The organism is Candidatus Omnitrophota bacterium (assembly GCA_028716565.1).
Taxonomy (GTDB): Bacteria; Omnitrophota; Gorgyraeia; order Pluralincolimonadales; family Pluralincolimonadaceae; genus Pluralincolimonas.
The window spans coordinates 219407-236615 of record JAQUPL010000002.1 but is presented as its reverse complement, the minus strand read 5'-3'; the positions used below and the strand labels follow the sequence as shown (position 1 = coordinate 236615).

Genomic DNA, 17209 nt, shown 5'->3' with positions numbered 1-17209 from the left:
ACTTCTTTCTCCTTTTATTGGTACACTTTATCGAATAGCGTGCTTATCGATTTCTCGTAGTGTATCCTCTCTATCGCCTGTCCCAAAAGCGGCCCGACCGATAACACTTTTATTCGCGGGATCATCTTCTCCCTGGGTATGGGTATCGTGTCGGTCACTATCAATTCCTCCAGTTCGGAATTTTCTATCCTCTCTATGGCCGGCCCTGATAAAACGGCGTGCGTGGCCGCGGCAAAGACCTTCCTTGCCCCCGCGTTCTTGAGCGCAGCGACCGCCTCGACGAGGGTCCCTGCCGTAGCGACAAGGTCATCGATAAGGCAAACGTTCTTGCCCTTGACCTCGCCCATTATGTTCATTACCTCGGCTTCCTTGTCGTTTATCCGCCTTTTATCCACGACGGCCAGTCCTGCCTTGAATTTTTTAGCGTAAGCGCGCGCCATCTTCATCCCGCCGACGTCCGGCGAGACGACGACGAGGTTGGGAAGGTGCATCTTCTCGAAATATTTCATGAAAGTGTTTACCGCGAAGAGGTTATCGAGCGGTATGTCGAAAAATCCCTGTATCTGGCCCGCGTGCAGGTCCATCGTAAGGACACGGTTCGCGCCGGCGACGGTTATGAGGTTGGCGACCAGCTTCGCCGTGATCGGGACGCGCGGCCGGTCTTTCCTGTCCTGCCTGCTGTACCCGTAATAAGGCATGACCGCGGTGATGCGCCGCGCCGATGAGCGCCTTATGGCATCTGTCATTATCAACAATTCCATTAGATTATCGTTTACCGGATTGCAGGTCGGCTGAACGATAAAGACGTCCCGGCCCCTCACGTCCTCGGCGATCCTTATCCTTACCTCGCCGTCGTTGAACCTGTCGACCTGGGCATTGCCTAACTGGACTTTAAGGTAATTACAGATCTTCTTCGCCAGGTCGCGATTCGCGTTGCCGGAAAATACCAGTATCTCCTTATTGTTCTTCATCTTTTGCCCTTTGCCTTTTTGGATTTATCCAATATCCTCGCCGGCACTCCCACGACGACAGCTCCGGCCGGGATGTTTTTATTTTTTAAGACAACGCTTCCCGCGCCTGTTGCGGCGCCGTTCCCGATCTTGACCGGGGCGACCAGTATCGTGCCGCTCCCGATAAAAGCCTTATCCCCTATCACGGTCCCGCTCTTCCTCTTCCCGTCGTAGTTGGCCGTTATCGTGCCGCATCCCACGTTAGCGCCTTTGCCGACGACGGTATCGCCGAGGTAGGTCAGGTGCTTGGCCTTCGACTTGGAGCCGATCTTCGAACGGACGATCTCGACAAAATTCCCGATCTCGGCGCCGTCACCGATGGCCGTGCCGGGCCTTAACCTGCAGAACGGCCCTATCGAGCAGCGCTTGCCTATGACCACATTCTTCTCGATAAAGGTAAAGGGATATATTACCGTGTCCCTGCCGATCTTCGCCTCCGGCGATATGAATGTCGTCGTCGGGTCCAATACGGTGACCGACCCGCCGGTAAGTTCCTTTATCTTCCTTTGGTTCAATATCGAATATGCCTTAGCCAAATCAGCCCTCGAGTTGATCCCGATGGACTCATCGGGATCGCCGGTCTTGAATGCGCCGACTTTCTTGCCGTCTTCCAAAAGGATAGCGATCACGTCGGTCAGGTAGAATTCCTTCTTGACCTTCGATCTCTGCACCTTGTCAATGGCTTCAAAAAGGTCTTTGCGGTCGAAACAATAGAGCCCGACGTTTATCTCGCGGACCCGCTTCTCTTCCGCCGTCGCCTCCTTATCCTCAACTATAGCCTCCACGCCGCCTGATATCCCGCGGATGATCCTGCCGTATCCGGACGGGTCTTCCATCTCGACGGTCAGGACCGTACAGGAAGACGCGAAAGCCTTATGCTGCTTTACCAAAGACCGTAAGGTCTCTTTTTTTACGAGAGGAACATCGCCGTAAAGGACCGCGACATCATCAAACCGCGATAATTCTTTCTTCGCGGACTTTACCGCGTCCGCCGTGCCGAGCTGCCTCTCCTGGACGACGGGCCTGGCCTTACCTTTAAGGAAACGCCCGATCTCTCCGGCCCCGCGGCCTATCACGACGGCCGGTTTTTCGAACCCGCATGCCGACGCCGCGTCCAGGACATGCTGAAGGACGGGTTTCCCGTGCAGGTCATGCAGGACTTTCGGTATATCGGAATAGAAACGCGTTCCCTTGCCGGCGGCAAGGACCACACAACCGAAGCCGCTCAATTTGTGCTCTTATCCCTTAAGCTATTTTACGTTTGTCTTTGTCTTCGCCGCGCGAGATGAGTATGGGCATGGTCTTGCGCGTGACGCATTCGGGCGTGATTACGCACTCCGCGATCTCGTTCTGCGACGGAATATCATACATCACTTCGAACATTATCTCTTCGAGTATCGAACGCAGGCCGCGCGCTCCGGTGCCTTTATGCATGGCCTCTTTCGCGATCGCTACAAGCGAATCCTCGGGGATCGTAAGTTTCACGTTCTCCATCTCGAAAAATTTCGTATATTGCTTTACCAGCGAATTCTTCGGCTTGATGAGGACTTCAACGAGGTCCTTTTCGTCAAGCGGGTTGAGCGTCGCGACGACCGGAAGGCGCCCGACGAATTCCGGGATCATCCCGAACTTCAACAGGTCCTCGGGCTCGACGCGGGAAAGGAGGTCTCCCAGCTTCTTGGCCTTGCTGGCCTGCGGCTCGTCGAGATATGTGCTGAAGCCAATAGTCTTCTTCCCTATCCTGTGCTCTATTATCTTGTCGATGGTAGAGAAAGTCCCTCCGCAAATAAAAAGTATGTTGGTCGTATCGACCTGTATGTATTCCTGCTGCGGATGCTTCCTGCCGCCCTGGGGCGGGACATTGGCGGTCGTCCCTTCCAGGATCTTTAACAGCGCCTGCTGGACGCCTTCGCCCGAGACATCCCTCGTGACCGAGACGTTCTCCTGGGTCTTCCCTATCTTATCTATCTCATCGATATATACTATCCCGTATTGCGCGCGTTTTACGTCGTAATTGCACGCCTGGAGGAGGCGCAAAAGCACGTTCTCGACGTCCTCTCCCACGTAACCGGCCTCGGTCAGCGGCGTGGCGTCGCAGAGCGCGAACGGCACATCGAGCACCTTCGCGAGCGTCCTCGCCAAAAGCGTCTTACCGGACCCTGTCGGCCCGATAAGCAGGACATTCGACTTCTCAAACTCGACGTCGCGGCTCTGGACCTGCGTGACTATGCGTTTGTAATGGTTATAAACGGCAACGGAAAGCTGCCTCTTGGCGCGCTCCTGCCCGACGATGTATTGGTCGAGCTGGCGCTTTATCTCGGCGGGTTTTAAAAGGTCCTTGACGCGGGATTCGCGTTTCTGCTTAAGCTCCTCTTCCTCATCGCCGGACAAGATCTGTCCGCAAAGCTTGACGCAACTCTCGCAGATGTACGCGCCCTGCCCTGAGAACAATTTTTTGACCTTTTCGCGGGATTTCCCGCAAAACGAGCATCTCTCTGTCATTCCGATTCGCCTCGCATTGGTTGCCCGGTGAGGATTCGAACCTCAACGCCGAGATCCAAATTCTCGTGTGCTACCCTTACACTACCGGGCAGAAGAAAATAAAACTAGCGGTTAGTCTTCTTCTTCTGCGTACTCCGCCCCTTTGGCTGGGACAGGACCCTTCTTCTTCTCGGCATCAAAGGCATCCAGGACCTTCTTCTGGATAAGCTCCCTGAATTCGAGCGTGATAGGATGGGCTATGTCTTTGTGTTCCGCCTGGCGTTCCTTCGCCTCGTCCTCCGGGCTCTTCGCCGCCTGACGGGTGATGCAATCCAGGCCGGAACCGCAGTTGTTGCAATATTTGGAGCGCACTACGTTCTTAAAATTGCATTTAGGGCAGGGTTCCTTCATCTTCCTCGACGGCATCGCGACGAAGAGGCCCTTCTGCCCCTCGATGACCTTTATATTCCTGACGACAAACGCATTGTCGAAAGTGACCGTGGCGTAAGCCTTAAGCTTCCTGTCCTGACCCTCTTTCATGAAGACCCTGACCTCGGTGATCTGCATCTGCCGCTCCTTTCCCCCTCAGATGAAGTCCCGCCCGGCGGGATCGAGGAATGACTGGCTTACCACAAAGTCTGCGCGACAAAAGCCTGCCACCCCTTCCTAAGTATGAGCCTACTCTTAGCTTCCAGAGCTTCCTCTTTACCGGAAGCCACCCCATACACAGTAGGTCCGCTGCCGCTCATTATCGAAAACCTGAGCCCCGCTTCTTTTATCGCAGATTTCATCTCGGAGATGGCGCTGAACTTACGTTCAACCGGGACTTCCAAGCTATTAAATAAAAGATCCTTAAGGCCCTCAAATCTTATCTCTTTGAGGCGAACAGGGTTAATTCTACTATCAGAAGGGGCCGAAGTCAAGCCCAAATTTAGGGCCTCATAGGCTTCTTTTGCCAGCACCGGAAACCCGGGATTCACAAGGAGATACCAAAAACCGTCTTTTTCCTGCCCGGCCCCGCACGGTTCGAGGATTTCGCCTCTCCCGCGGCCTATCGCCCTCCCTGAATCGAGCAAAAAGAAGGCGACATCAGCCCCTATGGCGCCGCTTATCTCAAATAATTGACTTTTATTAAGTTTTAAGTTCCAAAGCTCGTTCAGGCCGCGCAAAGCGTAGGCGCAATCCGAGCTGGCGCCGCCTAACCCGGCGGCGACCGGGATATTCTTCTTTAAGGTCATCTCCACCCCGGCCAACACTCCGCATTTTTCCCTGAGCATCTGCGCGGCCTTGTAGATCAGGTTGCGCTTATCACAAGGCACTTGTGGGTCATCGCATTTTACCACAATATCTTCGGGTATCGGCTTCAGGGTAAGCTCATCGCAGAGGTCTATGCGCTCGAAGACGGTCTCTATATCGTGATATCCGTCGGGCCGCTTGCGCAGGACCTTAAGGCACAGGTTTATCTTTGCGGGAGGTCTTAAGTTGATTACAGGCATTACTTTTTGGTTTTAAGGAGTTCAAGCGCCGCTTTCACGATGCCCTCGGCGGTAAGGCCGAAATACTTCATGAGCTCAAGGGCCTCTCCGGATTCGCCGAAACGGTCCTTCATCCCTACTATGCGCATCGGGACCGGGTAATTTTCGGCGAGCACTTCGGCGACCGCGCTGCCCATCCCGCCTGCGACCGTGTGCTCCTCGGCGGTGACGATAGCCCTTGTCTCCTTCGCGGCCTTTATTATCTCTTCCTTATCTATCGGCTTTACCGTATGGAGATTTACTACTCGGGCCGACACTCCCTGTTTCTTGAGGTCGTCCCTCGCCTTCAGCGCTTCATGCACCATAATACCGGTCCCTATTATAGTGAGATCGGAACCGTCGGCCATGCGCAAAGCCTTGCCTATCTTGTAAGTATCCTTATAATCGGTTATTACCGGGGAAGGTTCGCGCCCCAGCCTTAAGTATACCGGCCCGGGATGCGAAGCGGCCGCGAGTGTCGCGAGGCGCGCCTCTTCCGAATCGCACGGTACGATAACCGTCATATTCGGCAGTACGCGCATCAATGTGATCTCTTCCAGGGCCTGGTGCGAGGCGCCGTCCGGGCCGACAGATATCCCGCCGTGGCTGCCCGCGATCTTGACGTTTAAGTTCATGTAGCAGACCGAAAGCCGTATCTGGTCCCAGGCGCGGCCCGAAGCGAAGACGCCGAACGTGCACGCGAACGGGACCTTGCCGCTCAACGCGAAACCAGCGGCAGTCGATATCATATCCTGCTCGGCTACCCCGAAATCGAAGAACCTCTCCGGATATTTATCCCTGAACCAATTGGCGCGCACCGAGGCGGTAAGATCCGCGGACAATACTACGACGTCCTTGTTGGACTTTCCGAGCTCGACCAGCGCCTCGCCGAATCCGTCGCGCGTGGGTTTAATTACAGCCATTTATTTAAGTCCATCTTCTATTTCTTTCAGCGCCTTTTCAAGGTCGGCCTTCTTGACCGCCGTACCGTGGTATCCGGGCGCGTTCTTCTCGATGAACGAGACGCCCTTGCCCTTTACCGTATGCGCTATTATCACCGTGGGTTTCCCTTTTATCATCTCGGCCTTATCGAGCGCGTCCATTATCTGCTTGAAATCATGGCCGTCTATCTCTATGACGTGCCAGCCGAAAGCGAGCCATTTGTCCTTTACCGGCTCGAGGTTCTTGATGTCGCTCGTCCAACCGTCTATCTGCTGCTTGTTGAGGTCTATGATAGCGCAGAGGTTGTCGATCTTATAATGCGCGGCCGTCATGGCGGCTTCCCATACCTGACCTTCGTCAAGCTCGCCGTCTCCCAACAGGCAATATACCCTGTAATCCTTGAAGTCCATGCGCGCGGATAGCGCCATCCCGTCTGAGATGGAGAGCCCCTGTCCGAGCGAGCCGGTCGAGGCCTCGCAGCCCGGCGTGCTGAGGCTCGCGTGCCCCTGGAGTATCGAACCGCGCTTTCGCAGGGTCATAAGGGCCTCGCACGGGAAGAATCCCCTGCGCGCGAGCACCGCGTAGAGCGTCGGGCAAGTGTGGCCCTTCGAAAGGACGAACCTGTCTCTCTCCGGCCATTTGATATTCTTGGGGTCATAACGCAATTTATAATAATAAAGGGCTACGACGATCTCGATGCATGAGAGCGAGCCGGACGTATGTCCGGACCCCGCCTCCGAAAGCATCGTCAGGACGTCCTTCCTTATCCCTTTAGCCGTATCTTTTAACTGGTCGAGGCTTGGTCTTGCCATTATCTCCGGGCTTTCTGCGATCTTTCGAGCTTCTCTTTGATCGACGGCTGGTCGACTTTCAATTCCAACGACTTCTTCCAGGCGTCCTCCGCCTTCGCCGTCAGGCCTTTCTTGTAATATGCGTCCCCAAGGTGGTCATAGAGTATCGAATCTTTCCCGTAAATGGATATCGCCTTCTCGAGCTGGACTATCGCCTCGTCGGTCATCCCCTTCTTGAAATATGCCCAACCGAGGCTATCTATATAGGCGCCGTTATTCGGGCTTATATCGATAGCGCGCTTGATGAGGCTTATCGCCTCATCGAGGTTCGTCCCCTCTTCGGCGTACATATAGCCCAAAAAGTTAAGCGCGTCGGCATGCCTGGGGTTGAGCGCGATCGCCTTTTTTAATTCTTCTATGGCGAGCGCTTTATCCCCGCTGCTTTCGTAGACTGAGGCCAAATAAAAATATCCTTCGGCATCCTTCGGCGCGAGTTCTATAGCCCGCTTATAGGCGGCTATGGCCTCCGCCGGCATCTTCTTCTGCGAATAGGCCATCCCTTTCACTATAAAGGCCAGGTTGACGCGCGGCTCATTTTTTATAACGGCCGCCTTATCAAGGAAGCTAAGTGCCTCGTCGGGCTTCTTTTCATCTAGATAGACATACGCGAGCTCAAGATAACCGTCTATCTTATCCGGCGCGAGGCCGATGATAAGTTTATAGGTCGCGATCGAGTCCTCAATTTTTCCGGCGCGGTAATACGCGTGCGCAAGCAAGGCATATATCTTCGTGTTCAGCGGCTCGGCCTCGAGGGTCTTCTTGTAGTCCTCTATCGCCTTGGGGTAATCGCCCTTAAGTTCCCAGATTATCGCCCTGCTCAGGCGCGCTTCGGCATAATCGGGATTGAGCTTTACGGCCGCGTCGAAATGTTTGAGCGCATCGTCATATTTCCCTAACTTCGTGTAAAAGATCCCCAGCGTAAAATGTATCAGCCCCGACTCCTTGCCTTCCTTGAGGATGTCCTCGTAAACCTTGGCGGCTTCCTCTATCTTTTTCTGGACCACGTAAAGATCGGCGAGCGAGGCGAGGGCTTTGATGTCGTGCGGGTCCTTTTTTACTATCTCTTCATATTGCTGGGCGGCCTTGTCGAATTTCTTCGTTATCGTGTAGAGGAGGGCGAGGGTAAAACGGGCATTGACGTCCGAAGGGTCGCTCTCGATCGCAATATTGAGGTATTTCTCCGCATCCTCGGACTTGTTGAGCCGGATATAATCAAGCGCTATGCACGTATTTATGGTCGAGGACTTGGGGTCCTGCTTCAGGGCCTTCTTGTATTCCTCGATGGCCCGCTCGAACTTTGATTCGTTGTCGAGCATGTTGCCCATGAGAAAACGGGCATAAGACCTCGTATCGGCGCTCTTCGATTTTTGGCCTTCGGAAAAAAGGGTATCGTAATCGGAGAGGCGCTCGGAAGACCTGCAATAGAGAGGCGACCCTTTTATTATGGCAAAAAGGGCCACCCCTGTTATGGCAACGAGAATATACTTTTTCACCTGTGGAAAGCCGGGTCCCAAGAAAGACTACTTCTTCTTGTGCCTGTCCCTGCGGAGCCTCTTTTTCCTCTTGTGCGTCCTGATCTTCCTTCTTTTGCGCTTTTTACCGCACGGCATCTTGTGCTGCCTCCTTTTAATATATGACTTTATTGAGCGGGTATTCGATTATGCCTTCCGCCCCGGCCTGTTTCAATTTGGGTATGAGCTCGCGCACCTGTTTCTCGTCTATGATCGTCTCGATTGCGCACCATCCGGGAACGCTCAGTTGGGAGATCGTGGGCCTGCGCATGGCCGGAAGTATGCCGAGGATCTTCTTCAGGTTCTTGTTCGCGATGTTCATCTTCAGACCGACCTTCTCCTCGGCGGCTATGGCGCCCTTGAGGAGTATGGCGATCTTCTCTATTTTCGCCCTCTTCCAGGGGTCCTTCCAGGATTTTTTGTTCGCTATTAATTGGGTCGTCGATGTGCATAGCGTCTCGACGATCTTGAGGTTGTGCGCGCGCAGCGACGAGCCGGTTTCGGTAAGCTCGACGATGGCGTCGACAAGGCCGGAATATACCTTGGCCTCTGTCGCGCCCCAGGAGAATTCGACGTCGGCGGCGACTTTCTTCTTCTTAAGATATTCTTTTGTGAAATTTACGAGTTCGGTGGCTATCCTTTTGCCGCTGAGGTCCTTTACGCCGCGTATATTGGAATTCTCCGGGACGGCCAGGACCCACCTTACGGGATTGAGGCTCTGTTTGGCGTAGGTAAGCTCTTCGACGCGGATGACGTCGGACTTGTTCTCGAGTATCCAGTCGTTGCCGGTAATGCCGCAATCGAGGATGCCCCCTTCGACATACCGCGACATCTCCTGCGCCCTCAACAGGACAGGGGCAAGCTCCGGGTCGTCGGTCGAAGGAAAATACGATCTATCCGAGGCGGATACGGAAAACCCGGCCTTCTTAAACAGTTTAAAGGTAGCCTCTTGCAGGCTACCTTTAGGCAAACCTATTTTTAGCTTTGACATGCCTCATATTCTATATTTAACGGGCCTAAAAGTCAACGATATTTTCGCCGGAAGCCAGTTCTTCCGTCAGCACGAACTCTCCGGCGAGGTCATCCTTTGAGAGGAGCGCGACCGAGACAAGGCCCGATCCGCCGGATGACAGGGAAAAGACCATCAGGTTGATCGCAACGACTAATGTCGCCGCGACAAGGACCGGCTTGGGCTGGAATATCGCGGAGAAGGCCCCGCCCAGGTTTTCGGCGAACCCATAGCCGCGGCTGGAGTTACGGCTGTCTATGGCATCCAGCCTTTCCCGCAATTCCCTGTCGAACTTCAGCCAAAACTCTTTTTGAGGCTCGGGAACTTTCTTCTTCGCCATCGTCTCCATAATATCCTTAAACGACGCCATATTGGCCACCCCCATCCGTATTTATGTACGGCGATAACGCCTTTTGCAGGTTCTTTGTCGCGCGAAAAAGATGGACCTTCGCGGTCGACTCGCTGCATTTTATCACGCCGGCGATCTCGCCCAATTTCATCCCGTGTACATGTCTTAATATAAATGTTATCTTCTGCTTCTCCGGCAGCCTATTTATCGCCTCGTCGACTTTTTCCCGTATCTCCTTGTTGAGGAGCGCCTTTCCCGGGTCCGGACCGCCCTCGATCGCCTCTACCGGCGCCGCATCGTCCTCATCCGCAGGCTCAGGCATGTCGACAAGCACCTTCATCCTAGACTGCTTCTTCCTTAAGACGTCCCTGCACTGGTTCACCAGTATCCTGTAAAACCAGGTATAGAAAGCCGAGCCGCCGCGGAATCTCCTGATATTCAAATACGCCTTTACGAACGCCTCCTGCAGCACGTCCTTGGCATCCTCGGCGTTCCCGGTAAAATTGTAAGCGAGGGCGAACGCCTTCCCCTTGTAGATATTTACAAGTGAGTCGAACGCAGCCCGCTCGCCATTTCTTGCCCGTTCAATAAGCAGAAGTTCAGGATCCAATTATCGGTTCGACCCCTACTTGCCCGTATCCGCCAGGTCCTTCTTAAGCTCTGAGATGGTAGACTCCATCCTCTCTATCTGGCCCTGGACCATCGCCTTGTACTTCTCCGGGTCCTTCTTCTTCAGCTCCGCCAGCCTCTCGCGTATCTGCCCGCGCCTATGGTCCAACATCTTTTTGAACTGCTCGGGATGCCTTTCCCCGTATTCCCTCAGCTTATGGAACCTCTCGAAGCCCCGCTCTCTCGCTTGGCCCTTGCCGATATAATAACCGGTAAAGGCCGAGCTTGACGCGATGATCAGGACAAGCGCTGCCGCCAAAATTGTCTGGGATACCTTCATCTTATCCTCCTTTTACTTTATTAGACGTATAATGAGCGTAAAAAGTTTACTTTATTTTACCATAAATGGGGTTGCCTGTCCCCGGTTTTCCTGTTATAATGTTTTGACTTTATATACCCCCTCGCGATGGGGGTTCCAAGGAGAACCTAAAATGCTCAAACAGATCAGGGAAAACGCAAGAATACCGCTTTATCTTTTAATAGTCGCCTTCATCGGGATGTACGCGATTAGCAGCCATGAGACCAACCCGCCGGCCGGAAAGATATTCGGCAGGAAGGTCCCCATAAGCGATTTCCGGAAGGCCTATAACGCCGCGGCGACCCAGTTGAAAATGAGGTACGGCAACCTGCCCGACGATTCGAAAGTACAAAAGGTGGTCGAGGACGAGGCATGGAACAGGCTCATAATGCTCTACGAGGCAAAAAAAGAGCGTATAAAAGTCAGCGATAAGGAGATCGTCGATTCCGTCAAGGGGGTAACCGCCTTCAACGACAAGAGCGGCAGGTTCAGCAAGAGGCAATACGAGGAGATACTGAAATACAGCCTCGGCCTCACCCCTGCCGAGTTCGAGGGACAGGTCAAAGAGAACCTGACGATAGACAAGTTGATCGAAAAACACAGCGGCGACGCGAAGATCACCGACGACGAAGTCCTCAAGGAATATAAATTCCTGAACGAAAAGGCGAAAGCCGATTACGCGTTGTTCAAGACCGCCGATAACCTTCCGAAGGCCGCGGCGACCGAAGGCGAGATAAAGGCCTATTTCGAAAAGAACAAAGAGGCCTTTAAGATACCCGCGCAGGTGAACGCGGAATACATCGCCAAGCCGTTCCCGGACGACAAGGAAGAGACTAAACAAAAGATCAGGAAAGAGATGAAGGATGTCTCCTACGAATTAGCCGCGAACACGGACCTCGCGGCGGCCGCAAAGAAGTTCTCGCTCGCGGTAAAAGAGACGGGCCTTTTTAACAGGGAGACTAATATCCCGGCTATAGGATACGACCTCAAATTCGCGGACGCCGCGCTTTCTCTTGCCGCGGGCCAGGTCAGCAGCCCCATCGAAACAAAGACCGGCGTATACATAATAAAGATAAAGGAAAAGAATCCGGAGCGCCAGGCCGCCCTCGCCGAGGTAAAAGACGCCGTCGAAAAAAGCTTAAAGGCGGAAAAAGCTGATGCGACGGCAAAAACCAAGGCGCAGGAAGCACTGAAGGCAATAAAGGCCTCCATCGAAAAGAAAGAGTCGTTCGAGTCGGCCGCGAAAGGGCTGTCGTTATCCGTCAAAAAAACCGACGCGTTCGCGCGCGGACAATATATAGAAGGGCTCGGTGTGGCGCCTGAGTTCGCGGAAGCCGCGTTCTCCTTAAAACAGGGCGAGGTATTCGGCGACGCGGTCAGGGTCCATGACGGATATGCGATCGTGAAACAGGATTCCATAGTCCCTATAGACGAGAAGAAATACGAGGAAGAAAAAGATAAATTAAAGAAGATGATGGCGGAGCAGAAGAGATATTTCGCCTCGATAACCTGGTTCAGCGAGCTTAGGAAGAAAGCGGATCTCCAGGATAATCTCGACAAGGCGCTGGGACGCAGCCGATAGTCTCGCCCATCACGCTTACCGGCTGGAGGAATTCCAATTCAAGGAGCTTCCAGCCGTCTTCTTCTTTGATGAGCTTCAGCCTGAACTTATCCTTCTCCCCTTCCAGCCCCTGCATTATCGTTTCCGATGCCCCCCCGCCGGTGCGACCTATTATAAGGGCGACCACTTCCACGTCCGCCTCTGTCTTCGCCGCGTTCAGTTTTATATCCACACTCTCAATATTTATGAAGACATCCTTATAATACGAGACGAAACTCTTCGCGCCGTAGACAATGGCCGGGCGGTCATTGCCGTATTTGTCCTTGTAGTTGAAAGAGACCATATCCGAGATGCCGAGGATGTTCTTCTTCTCGATACGGGATTTCCCTGTCATTATGAATTTTTTTATCCGGGCCTGCTCGCCGCCGAAGACGCCCTGGATGATGTTATAGGCGAAGAAGGCTACCAGGGATATCGCGACTGCCCAGAGGTAGATCTTAATATAATTTCTTATTTGGAAGTCCATTGAATTTATTGAAGAGTTCGAGGCATTCTTTTCTCATAAAGCCCGGGACGAGCTTTACTTTACTTTTGCCGAGGGATCTGAGGCGGCTGTCTGTTATTTCGAGCTCGTTGAAGCCGATCTTCTTGGCGTCTTTTGTTGACGTGCCGTAGATTATCTTATCTATGCGGGCCCAGTGTATCGCGGAAAAACACATCGGGCACGGTTCTGTCGTCGAATAGATAACGCATCCCGAAAGATCGAAAGTCCTTAATTTGCGCGAGGCGAGGCGGATGGCGTTAATCTCAGCGTGGCATGTCGCGTCATTTTTCAGGACAGTGTTTCTCGCTACAGCGATCACCCTGTCGCCTTTTACGATACATGCGCCGAACGGCCCGCCGTCCATCCTCTTGAGGTTCTTTTCGGCCTCTTTTATGGCCAGGAGCATGAATTTCTTTTTCACTTATCCTTTAACTCCCTTATTGCGTCCGTGGCGATCCATCGGGCGGCCTTTGAGTCTATATTATATATTTCTTTTGCGGCTTTTAACGCGGCTTTCCTGAGCTTCGGGTTGCGCTTGCCGATCTGGCGCAGGGCCCAGTTGACGGCCTTCCTTACGTAATTGCGCTCGTCTGTAGATTCCCTCTTTATCACGGGGAAATAAACCATGAATGCCGCGTCTTTCGCCTTCTTGTCATGGACCGCAAGGCAAGCCATCAGAGCGAAACCCGACCGCTTATAATATTCTTCTTTCTTCCCGCTCCATTCGAGGGTCTTCTTGTGGGCGACCGGCGTATAAGAAAAAAGGTTCGAACATACCTGGTCGCAAACGTCCCACGAATCAAAATCCCTGGCCCACTTATCCATCTCTTCGGGAGTGATTCTATCTGGATCGGCTACCATACCGGCGAGGATGCGCGCTTCGTGGATGCCTGCCGCCCACAGTTTTTGGGCGAGGGCATGGTCTTTGCCTGCTTGCCTCGCTATCTTCCTTAGCGCGGGGATGGGCACGCCGAGGGTATTACGGGAATTGATGCCGAAGCGGGCCATCCCCGCGATATTTTTGGGATTCGAAAGGGATCTGAGCTTTTTTAATATCTCTTCGGCAGTGTAACGCGACATGGATTATTTCTTAAGCGTGATCTCGACGAGTTTCGCGGTGACGCCCGGAATGGCATTAAGCCTTTTGGCGAGTTCCTTATTTTTCCTGCTATCGCCGACGAGCTCGAGGATTATCAGGCCGACGTCCGAACACTGGTTGAGGACGCCGTCGTGGATACCGAGGCGCGTCTTGACGAAGCAGCCGTATTTGGTGAGGACCTTCTGGAAATTTACCGCCGATCTACTGCGGGTGCGCAAAAGCGCTATCAGTATGCTCTTCATCTTCCCTCCTTTAATCCTTAATCCCCAAAACAGGTCCCGACCGCGCGCGCTGACGCGACGAGCGGATGGTTCCTCGGGACAAGCCTTTTGCCCCTGGCTACTTCCCTGAGCGAGACTTTCACGAACTCATTGTTCCTGACCGCGACCATATGGCCGAACGCACCCTCGTTTATAAGATCCACCGCCCCTGTCCCGAGCTGTGTGGCGAGGACCCGGTCGAAAGGCGTGGGCGAGCCGCCCCTCTGTAGATGGCCCATTATTACGGCGCGCGTCTCGATGCCGCACGCTAATTTCTCGATCTGGGTGCCGAGGACAAAGCTTATGCCGCCGAACCTGGCAGACTCAAAGCTCTCTTTTACCACCCTCTTTATTACGACATCCCCGCCCTTCGGCTTCGCGCCTTCGGATATCACTATTATGCTGAACCTCTTGCCCTTGCCGTGCCTCTCTTTTATCTTTTTGACAACTACGTTGATATCGTAAGGGATCTCGGGGATAAGTATGATATCTCCGCCGCCGGCGACCCCGGCGTGGAGCGCTATCCAGCCCGCGGTCCGCCCCATGACCTCTATTATCATCGCGCGGTGGTGCGATTGCGCGGTCGTATGTATCCTGTCGATACCCTCGGTCGCCACCCATACGGCCGTGTCGAAACCGAACGTAATGTCCGTGCCGAGGATGTCGTTATCTATCGTCTTGGGGACGCCGATGACCGGGACGCCGTCCTCATAAAGCCTGTGAGCTATGCTAAGCGTCCCGTCGCCGCCTATAGCGACCAGCGCGTCGGCTTTCAATTTCTTAAAATTATTTATGGCCCTCTTGTGGTAATCCTTGAAGGTGACCTTGCAGTCCTTGCTTTCTATGGCGTAATGATAGGGGTTTGCGACGTTGGATGTGCCGAGTATCGTGCCGCCCAGGGTGAGGATACCCGAGACATCGTGATTCTCGAGTTTCTTGGCCTTATTCCTTACGAGGCCTTCGTATCCGTCCTCAAACCCCGCTACCTCGCATCCTTCGCCCATGGCTTTTTTAGCCACGGCGCGTATGACCGCGTTCAGGCCCGGACAGTCCCCGCCGCCGGTAAGTATCGCTATCCTTTTTGGTCTCATATTAGTTTCCTTTGTTAGATTATATGTTAATTTCGTTTATTATATCAAGCATTTCTTTCTTCGTGGAGGCGGCGCAGGCCGCAACACGTAATGGACGAACATTATCCAGCCCCTTGGTATACCAGCAGAAGAATTTCCGGAAGAAGGGGATGCTCCTCTTCGCGCCGAAGCATTTTACCGAGGAATTGAGATGGCATATCATCGTCTTTATTATGACATCTTTGGACGGCCTTTCCGGGACGGCGCCGCCTTCCAGGTATGCGCGGATCTCCTTGAATATCCACGGGTTGCCGAGGCCGCCGCGGGCTATCAATATCCCGTCACAGCCGGTCTCATCGAACATCTTCTTCGCGAGCGGCCCTGACAAGACGTCGCCGCTTCCGATGACCGGGACCTTGACGGCGCCTTTTACCTTCTTTATTATGCCGTAATCGGCCTGGCCGCCGTAGAGCTGGTTGCGCGTCCTGCCGTGGATGAATATCGCGGAAACGCCCGCGTCCTCGGCATGCAAAGCCGCATCCTCGGCGTTTACGCTATTCTTGTCCCAACCGGAGCGTATTTTGACCGTGACCGGCCATTTCGATTCCCTGACGAGTATCTTAAGGAGGCGTTTTAATTTTTTCAGGTCTTTAAGAAGGGCGGCGCCCTCCCCCTTTGCGGTGACCTTTCTCTCCGGGCAGGCTGCGTTGAAATCGAGGATATCAAACCTGTATTTATGGAGTTTTTCTATCGCGCGGTTAAGATACTCGGGTTCGTTCCCGACGAGCTGGATGCCGAGCGGCCTGTCGCCTTTCGCCGATCCGAGCATCTCGAGCGCCTTGACATTGCTGTAGCTTAACGAGCGCGCGTTGACCATCTCGGTAAAGGCGAGTTCGGCGCCGAACTTGCGGTTGAGCATGCGGTACGGCAGGTCGGTTATGCCCGCCATCGGGGCGAGAATGAGGCTGGACTTCAGGTTGAGCTTTCCGATCGTCAGCATAAATATCAGTCGGAGATCTTGACGTATTCCTTGGGCGCAAAATTCGTCCCGAACGTCCAGACGCAGGCGCGACAATCCGTTATCCTGAAAGTCACTATCAGATCGAGGCCGAGCTCCTCGACCCAGGGTTTCAAAAACGGCCTTGCCGCGACGATCTCCCTCTTAAGGTTATCGTCGTATATTATGACGGCCTTGCCCTTCACCCTGACCTGCGTGTTGGTATTGGGATCAAAGAAACAGGCCTCGACCAGGGGGTTGTCGCAGACCTGCTTGAACAGGTCTTTCAAATTACCGGTGTGGAATATTATCCCTTTCTCGTCCGCCCGGTACGCCATCATGCCCCTGACGTGGGGCTGGTGATTCTCGCAGGTAGCCAGGTGGCAGACGAGATTCGCGTTGATGAACTTAATGATATCTTCTTTTGTCATTTTTCAATATACCTCACGACGTATTCCAACGATTTTTTCTTGGGGCCTTCCTGTTCTTTGGCCGGATAACCGACAGGGATGACCGCCATAAATTCCCCTTTTGCTTCACCGAAGAACGACAGGATCTCGTCTTTTATCAAGAACAATATCCCGAGCCATACGCTGCCGAGGCCGAGGGACGTCGCGGCGATAAGCAGGTTCTCGACCGCCGCGGAAGAGCTCTGTATCTCCATTGTCCGGAAAAAATCCTTCGCCTTGTCTTTTTCTATCTTGAACAGTTCGGTCCCGCGGTTTATCAGCGTGCCTGTGTTCATGACAGCGATGACGACCGGAGCGTTGCTTATGCTCCTCGCCGCCATGCGGAGTATAGAAGAGGACGGCTTAGGGAATCCCGGGGACCTATCCACAATGAGCTGGGCCAGTTGCTGCTTCTTCTCGCCCCGCACGACGATGAAACGCCACGATTGCTGGTTATGCGCCGACGGCGCCTTATTCGCGGCGTCGAGCACCGCCTTGATAAGGGGATCGTCGACCGGCCTATCCAGGAATTGCCTGACGCTGTGCCGGCGATTGATAACTTTTAGGGTATCGTTGGGCCCTTCGTCCATAAGTA

The 17209-nt window shown here is 53.6% G+C and carries 21 protein-coding genes and 1 tRNA gene; 1 reads left to right on the top strand and 21 read right to left on the bottom strand.

Going from position 1 to position 17209, the window contains the following annotated elements; genetic code table 11:
- Positions 1-14: 14 nt before the first annotated feature.
- The 13 genes from PHO67_04305 to PHO67_04245 all read right to left on the bottom strand — a co-directional run bounded on the left by PHO67_04305 (position 15) and on the right by PHO67_04245 (position 10616).
- Positions 15-971, bottom strand: coding sequence for a ribose-phosphate pyrophosphokinase (locus PHO67_04305; protein MDD5546365.1), 957 nt, complete (start codon positions 969-971; stop codon positions 15-17).
- The gene (locus tag PHO67_04300) at positions 968-2239 is read right to left on the bottom strand and encodes an NTP transferase domain-containing protein (protein ID MDD5546364.1); all 1272 of its coding nucleotides are present in this window, start codon (positions 2237-2239) and stop codon (positions 968-970) included. Before PHO67_04300 ends, PHO67_04305 begins: the two co-directional genes overlap by 4 nt.
- A gap of 16 nt (positions 2240-2255) precedes the next feature.
- Positions 2256-3512: an ATP-dependent Clp protease ATP-binding subunit ClpX gene (clpX, locus tag PHO67_04295; protein MDD5546363.1), complete on the bottom strand. Its 1257-nt coding sequence runs from the start codon at positions 3510-3512 to the stop codon at positions 2256-2258.
- A 17-nt stretch (positions 3513-3529) separates the two neighbouring features.
- Positions 3530-3603: transfer RNA gene (locus PHO67_04290), tRNA-Gln, on the bottom strand.
- 20 nt (positions 3604-3623) lie between these two features.
- Positions 3624-4058: a septation protein SpoVG family protein gene (locus PHO67_04285; protein MDD5546362.1), complete on the bottom strand. Its 435-nt coding sequence runs from the start codon at positions 4056-4058 to the stop codon at positions 3624-3626.
- Between the two features lie 59 nt (positions 4059-4117).
- Positions 4118-4987, bottom strand: coding sequence for a 4-(cytidine 5'-diphospho)-2-C-methyl-D-erythritol kinase (gene ispE / locus PHO67_04280; protein ID MDD5546361.1), 870 nt, complete (start codon positions 4985-4987; stop codon positions 4118-4120).
- Complete coding sequence (locus PHO67_04275) at positions 4987-5928, bottom strand: transketolase family protein (protein ID MDD5546360.1); 942 nt, start codon at positions 5926-5928, stop codon at positions 4987-4989. The genes ispE and PHO67_04275 overlap by 1 nt, the downstream gene beginning before the upstream one ends.
- On the bottom strand, positions 5929-6759 hold the full coding sequence (locus tag PHO67_04270; protein MDD5546359.1) for a transketolase: 831 nt from the start codon (positions 6757-6759) through the stop codon (positions 5929-5931).
- Complete coding sequence (locus PHO67_04265; GenBank protein ID MDD5546358.1) at positions 6759-8291, bottom strand: tetratricopeptide repeat protein; 1533 nt, start codon at positions 8289-8291, stop codon at positions 6759-6761. The genes PHO67_04270 and PHO67_04265 overlap by 1 nt, the downstream gene beginning before the upstream one ends.
- Positions 8292-8424: 133 nt before the next feature.
- Complete coding sequence (hisG, locus tag PHO67_04260) at positions 8425-9300, bottom strand: ATP phosphoribosyltransferase (GenBank protein MDD5546357.1); 876 nt, start codon at positions 9298-9300, stop codon at positions 8425-8427.
- A 25-nt stretch (positions 9301-9325) separates the two neighbouring features.
- Positions 9326-9688: a hypothetical protein gene (locus PHO67_04255; protein ID MDD5546356.1), complete on the bottom strand. Its 363-nt coding sequence runs from the start codon at positions 9686-9688 to the stop codon at positions 9326-9328.
- Positions 9675-10277 (bottom strand): sigma-70 family RNA polymerase sigma factor, encoded by a 603-nt coding sequence (locus PHO67_04250; protein ID MDD5546355.1) that lies wholly within the window; start codon positions 10275-10277, stop codon positions 9675-9677. The genes PHO67_04255 and PHO67_04250 overlap by 14 nt, the downstream gene beginning before the upstream one ends.
- 15 nt (positions 10278-10292) lie before the next feature.
- Positions 10293-10616, bottom strand: a complete 324-nt coding sequence (locus tag PHO67_04245) for a hypothetical protein (protein MDD5546354.1) — start codon at positions 10614-10616, stop codon at positions 10293-10295.
- A gap of 151 nt (positions 10617-10767) precedes the next feature.
- Here PHO67_04245 and PHO67_04240 point away from each other — a divergent pair, with 151 nt between their 5' ends.
- On the top strand, positions 10768-12216 hold the full coding sequence (locus PHO67_04240) for a peptidyl-prolyl cis-trans isomerase (GenBank protein ID MDD5546353.1): 1449 nt from the start codon (positions 10768-10770) through the stop codon (positions 12214-12216).
- Here PHO67_04240 and PHO67_04235 read toward each other — a convergent pair.
- Genes PHO67_04235 through PHO67_04200 form a run of 8 tightly spaced genes read right to left on the bottom strand, consistent with a single transcriptional unit; the run spans position 12158 to position 17204 of the window.
- A complete protein-coding gene (locus PHO67_04235) occupies positions 12158-12721 on the bottom strand; it encodes a hypothetical protein (GenBank protein MDD5546352.1) in 564 nt (187 codons plus the stop codon). The two genes, PHO67_04240 and PHO67_04235, sit on opposite strands and share 59 nt — an antisense overlap.
- On the bottom strand, positions 12693-13160 hold the full coding sequence (locus PHO67_04230) for a nucleoside deaminase (GenBank protein MDD5546351.1): 468 nt from the start codon (positions 13158-13160) through the stop codon (positions 12693-12695). Before PHO67_04230 ends, PHO67_04235 begins: the two co-directional genes overlap by 29 nt.
- On the bottom strand, positions 13157-13819 hold the full coding sequence (locus PHO67_04225; protein MDD5546350.1) for a DNA alkylation repair protein: 663 nt from the start codon (positions 13817-13819) through the stop codon (positions 13157-13159). Before PHO67_04225 ends, PHO67_04230 begins: the two co-directional genes overlap by 4 nt.
- Positions 13820-13822: 3 nt before the next feature.
- Positions 13823-14080, bottom strand: a complete 258-nt coding sequence (locus tag PHO67_04220) for a hypothetical protein (protein MDD5546349.1) — start codon at positions 14078-14080, stop codon at positions 13823-13825.
- Positions 14081-14097: 17 nt separating this feature from the next.
- Complete coding sequence (locus tag PHO67_04215) at positions 14098-15189, bottom strand: ATP-dependent 6-phosphofructokinase (protein MDD5546348.1); 1092 nt, start codon at positions 15187-15189, stop codon at positions 14098-14100.
- 19 nt (positions 15190-15208) lie between these two features.
- Positions 15209-16168: a tRNA dihydrouridine synthase DusB gene (gene dusB, locus PHO67_04210; protein MDD5546347.1), complete on the bottom strand. Its 960-nt coding sequence runs from the start codon at positions 16166-16168 to the stop codon at positions 15209-15211.
- Positions 16169-16173: 5 nt separating this feature from the next.
- Positions 16174-16596, bottom strand: coding sequence for a pyridoxamine 5'-phosphate oxidase family protein (locus PHO67_04205; protein ID MDD5546346.1), 423 nt, complete (start codon positions 16594-16596; stop codon positions 16174-16176).
- On the bottom strand, positions 16593-17204 hold the full coding sequence (locus tag PHO67_04200; protein ID MDD5546345.1) for a nitroreductase family protein: 612 nt from the start codon (positions 17202-17204) through the stop codon (positions 16593-16595). The genes PHO67_04205 and PHO67_04200 overlap by 4 nt, the downstream gene beginning before the upstream one ends.
- Positions 17205-17209 lie beyond the last annotated feature (5 nt).

Coding starts and splice junctions, on each gene's coding strand:
- PHO67_04305 (MDD5546365.1), bottom strand. CDS start 971: ATGAAGAACAATAAGGAGATACTGGTATTTTCCGGCAACGCGAATCGC.
- clpX (MDD5546363.1), bottom strand. CDS start 3,512: ATGACAGAGAGATGCTCGTTTTGCGGGAAATCCCGCGAAAAGGTCAAA.
- PHO67_04285 (MDD5546362.1), bottom strand. CDS start 4,058: ATGCAGATCACCGAGGTCAGGGTCTTCATGAAAGAGGGTCAGGACAGG.
- ispE (MDD5546361.1), bottom strand. CDS start 4,987: ATGCCTGTAATCAACTTAAGACCTCCCGCAAAGATAAACCTGTGCCTT.
- PHO67_04275 (MDD5546360.1), bottom strand. CDS start 5,928: ATGGCTGTAATTAAACCCACGCGCGACGGATTCGGCGAGGCGCTGGTC.
- PHO67_04270 (MDD5546359.1), bottom strand. CDS start 6,759: ATGGCAAGACCAAGCCTCGACCAGTTAAAAGATACGGCTAAAGGGATA.
- hisG (MDD5546357.1), bottom strand. CDS start 9,300: ATGTCAAAGCTAAAAATAGGTTTGCCTAAAGGTAGCCTGCAAGAGGCT.
- PHO67_04255 (MDD5546356.1), bottom strand. CDS start 9,688: ATGGCGTCGTTTAAGGATATTATGGAGACGATGGCGAAGAAGAAAGTT.
- PHO67_04245 (MDD5546354.1), bottom strand. CDS start 10,616: ATGAAGGTATCCCAGACAATTTTGGCGGCAGCGCTTGTCCTGATCATC.
- PHO67_04240 (MDD5546353.1), top strand. CDS start 10,768: ATGCTCAAACAGATCAGGGAAAACGCAAGAATACCGCTTTATCTTTTA.
- PHO67_04235 (MDD5546352.1), bottom strand. CDS start 12,721: ATGGACTTCCAAATAAGAAATTATATTAAGATCTACCTCTGGGCAGTC.
- PHO67_04225 (MDD5546350.1), bottom strand. CDS start 13,819: ATGTCGCGTTACACTGCCGAAGAGATATTAAAAAAGCTCAGATCCCTT.
- PHO67_04220 (MDD5546349.1), bottom strand. CDS start 14,080: ATGAAGAGCATACTGATAGCGCTTTTGCGCACCCGCAGTAGATCGGCG.
- PHO67_04215 (MDD5546348.1), bottom strand. CDS start 15,189: ATGAGACCAAAAAGGATAGCGATACTTACCGGCGGCGGGGACTGTCCG.
- dusB (MDD5546347.1), bottom strand. CDS start 16,168: ATGCTGACGATCGGAAAGCTCAACCTGAAGTCCAGCCTCATTCTCGCC.
- PHO67_04205 (MDD5546346.1), bottom strand. CDS start 16,596: ATGACAAAAGAAGATATCATTAAGTTCATCAACGCGAATCTCGTCTGC.
- PHO67_04200 (MDD5546345.1), bottom strand. CDS start 17,204: ATGGACGAAGGGCCCAACGATACCCTAAAAGTTATCAATCGCCGGCAC.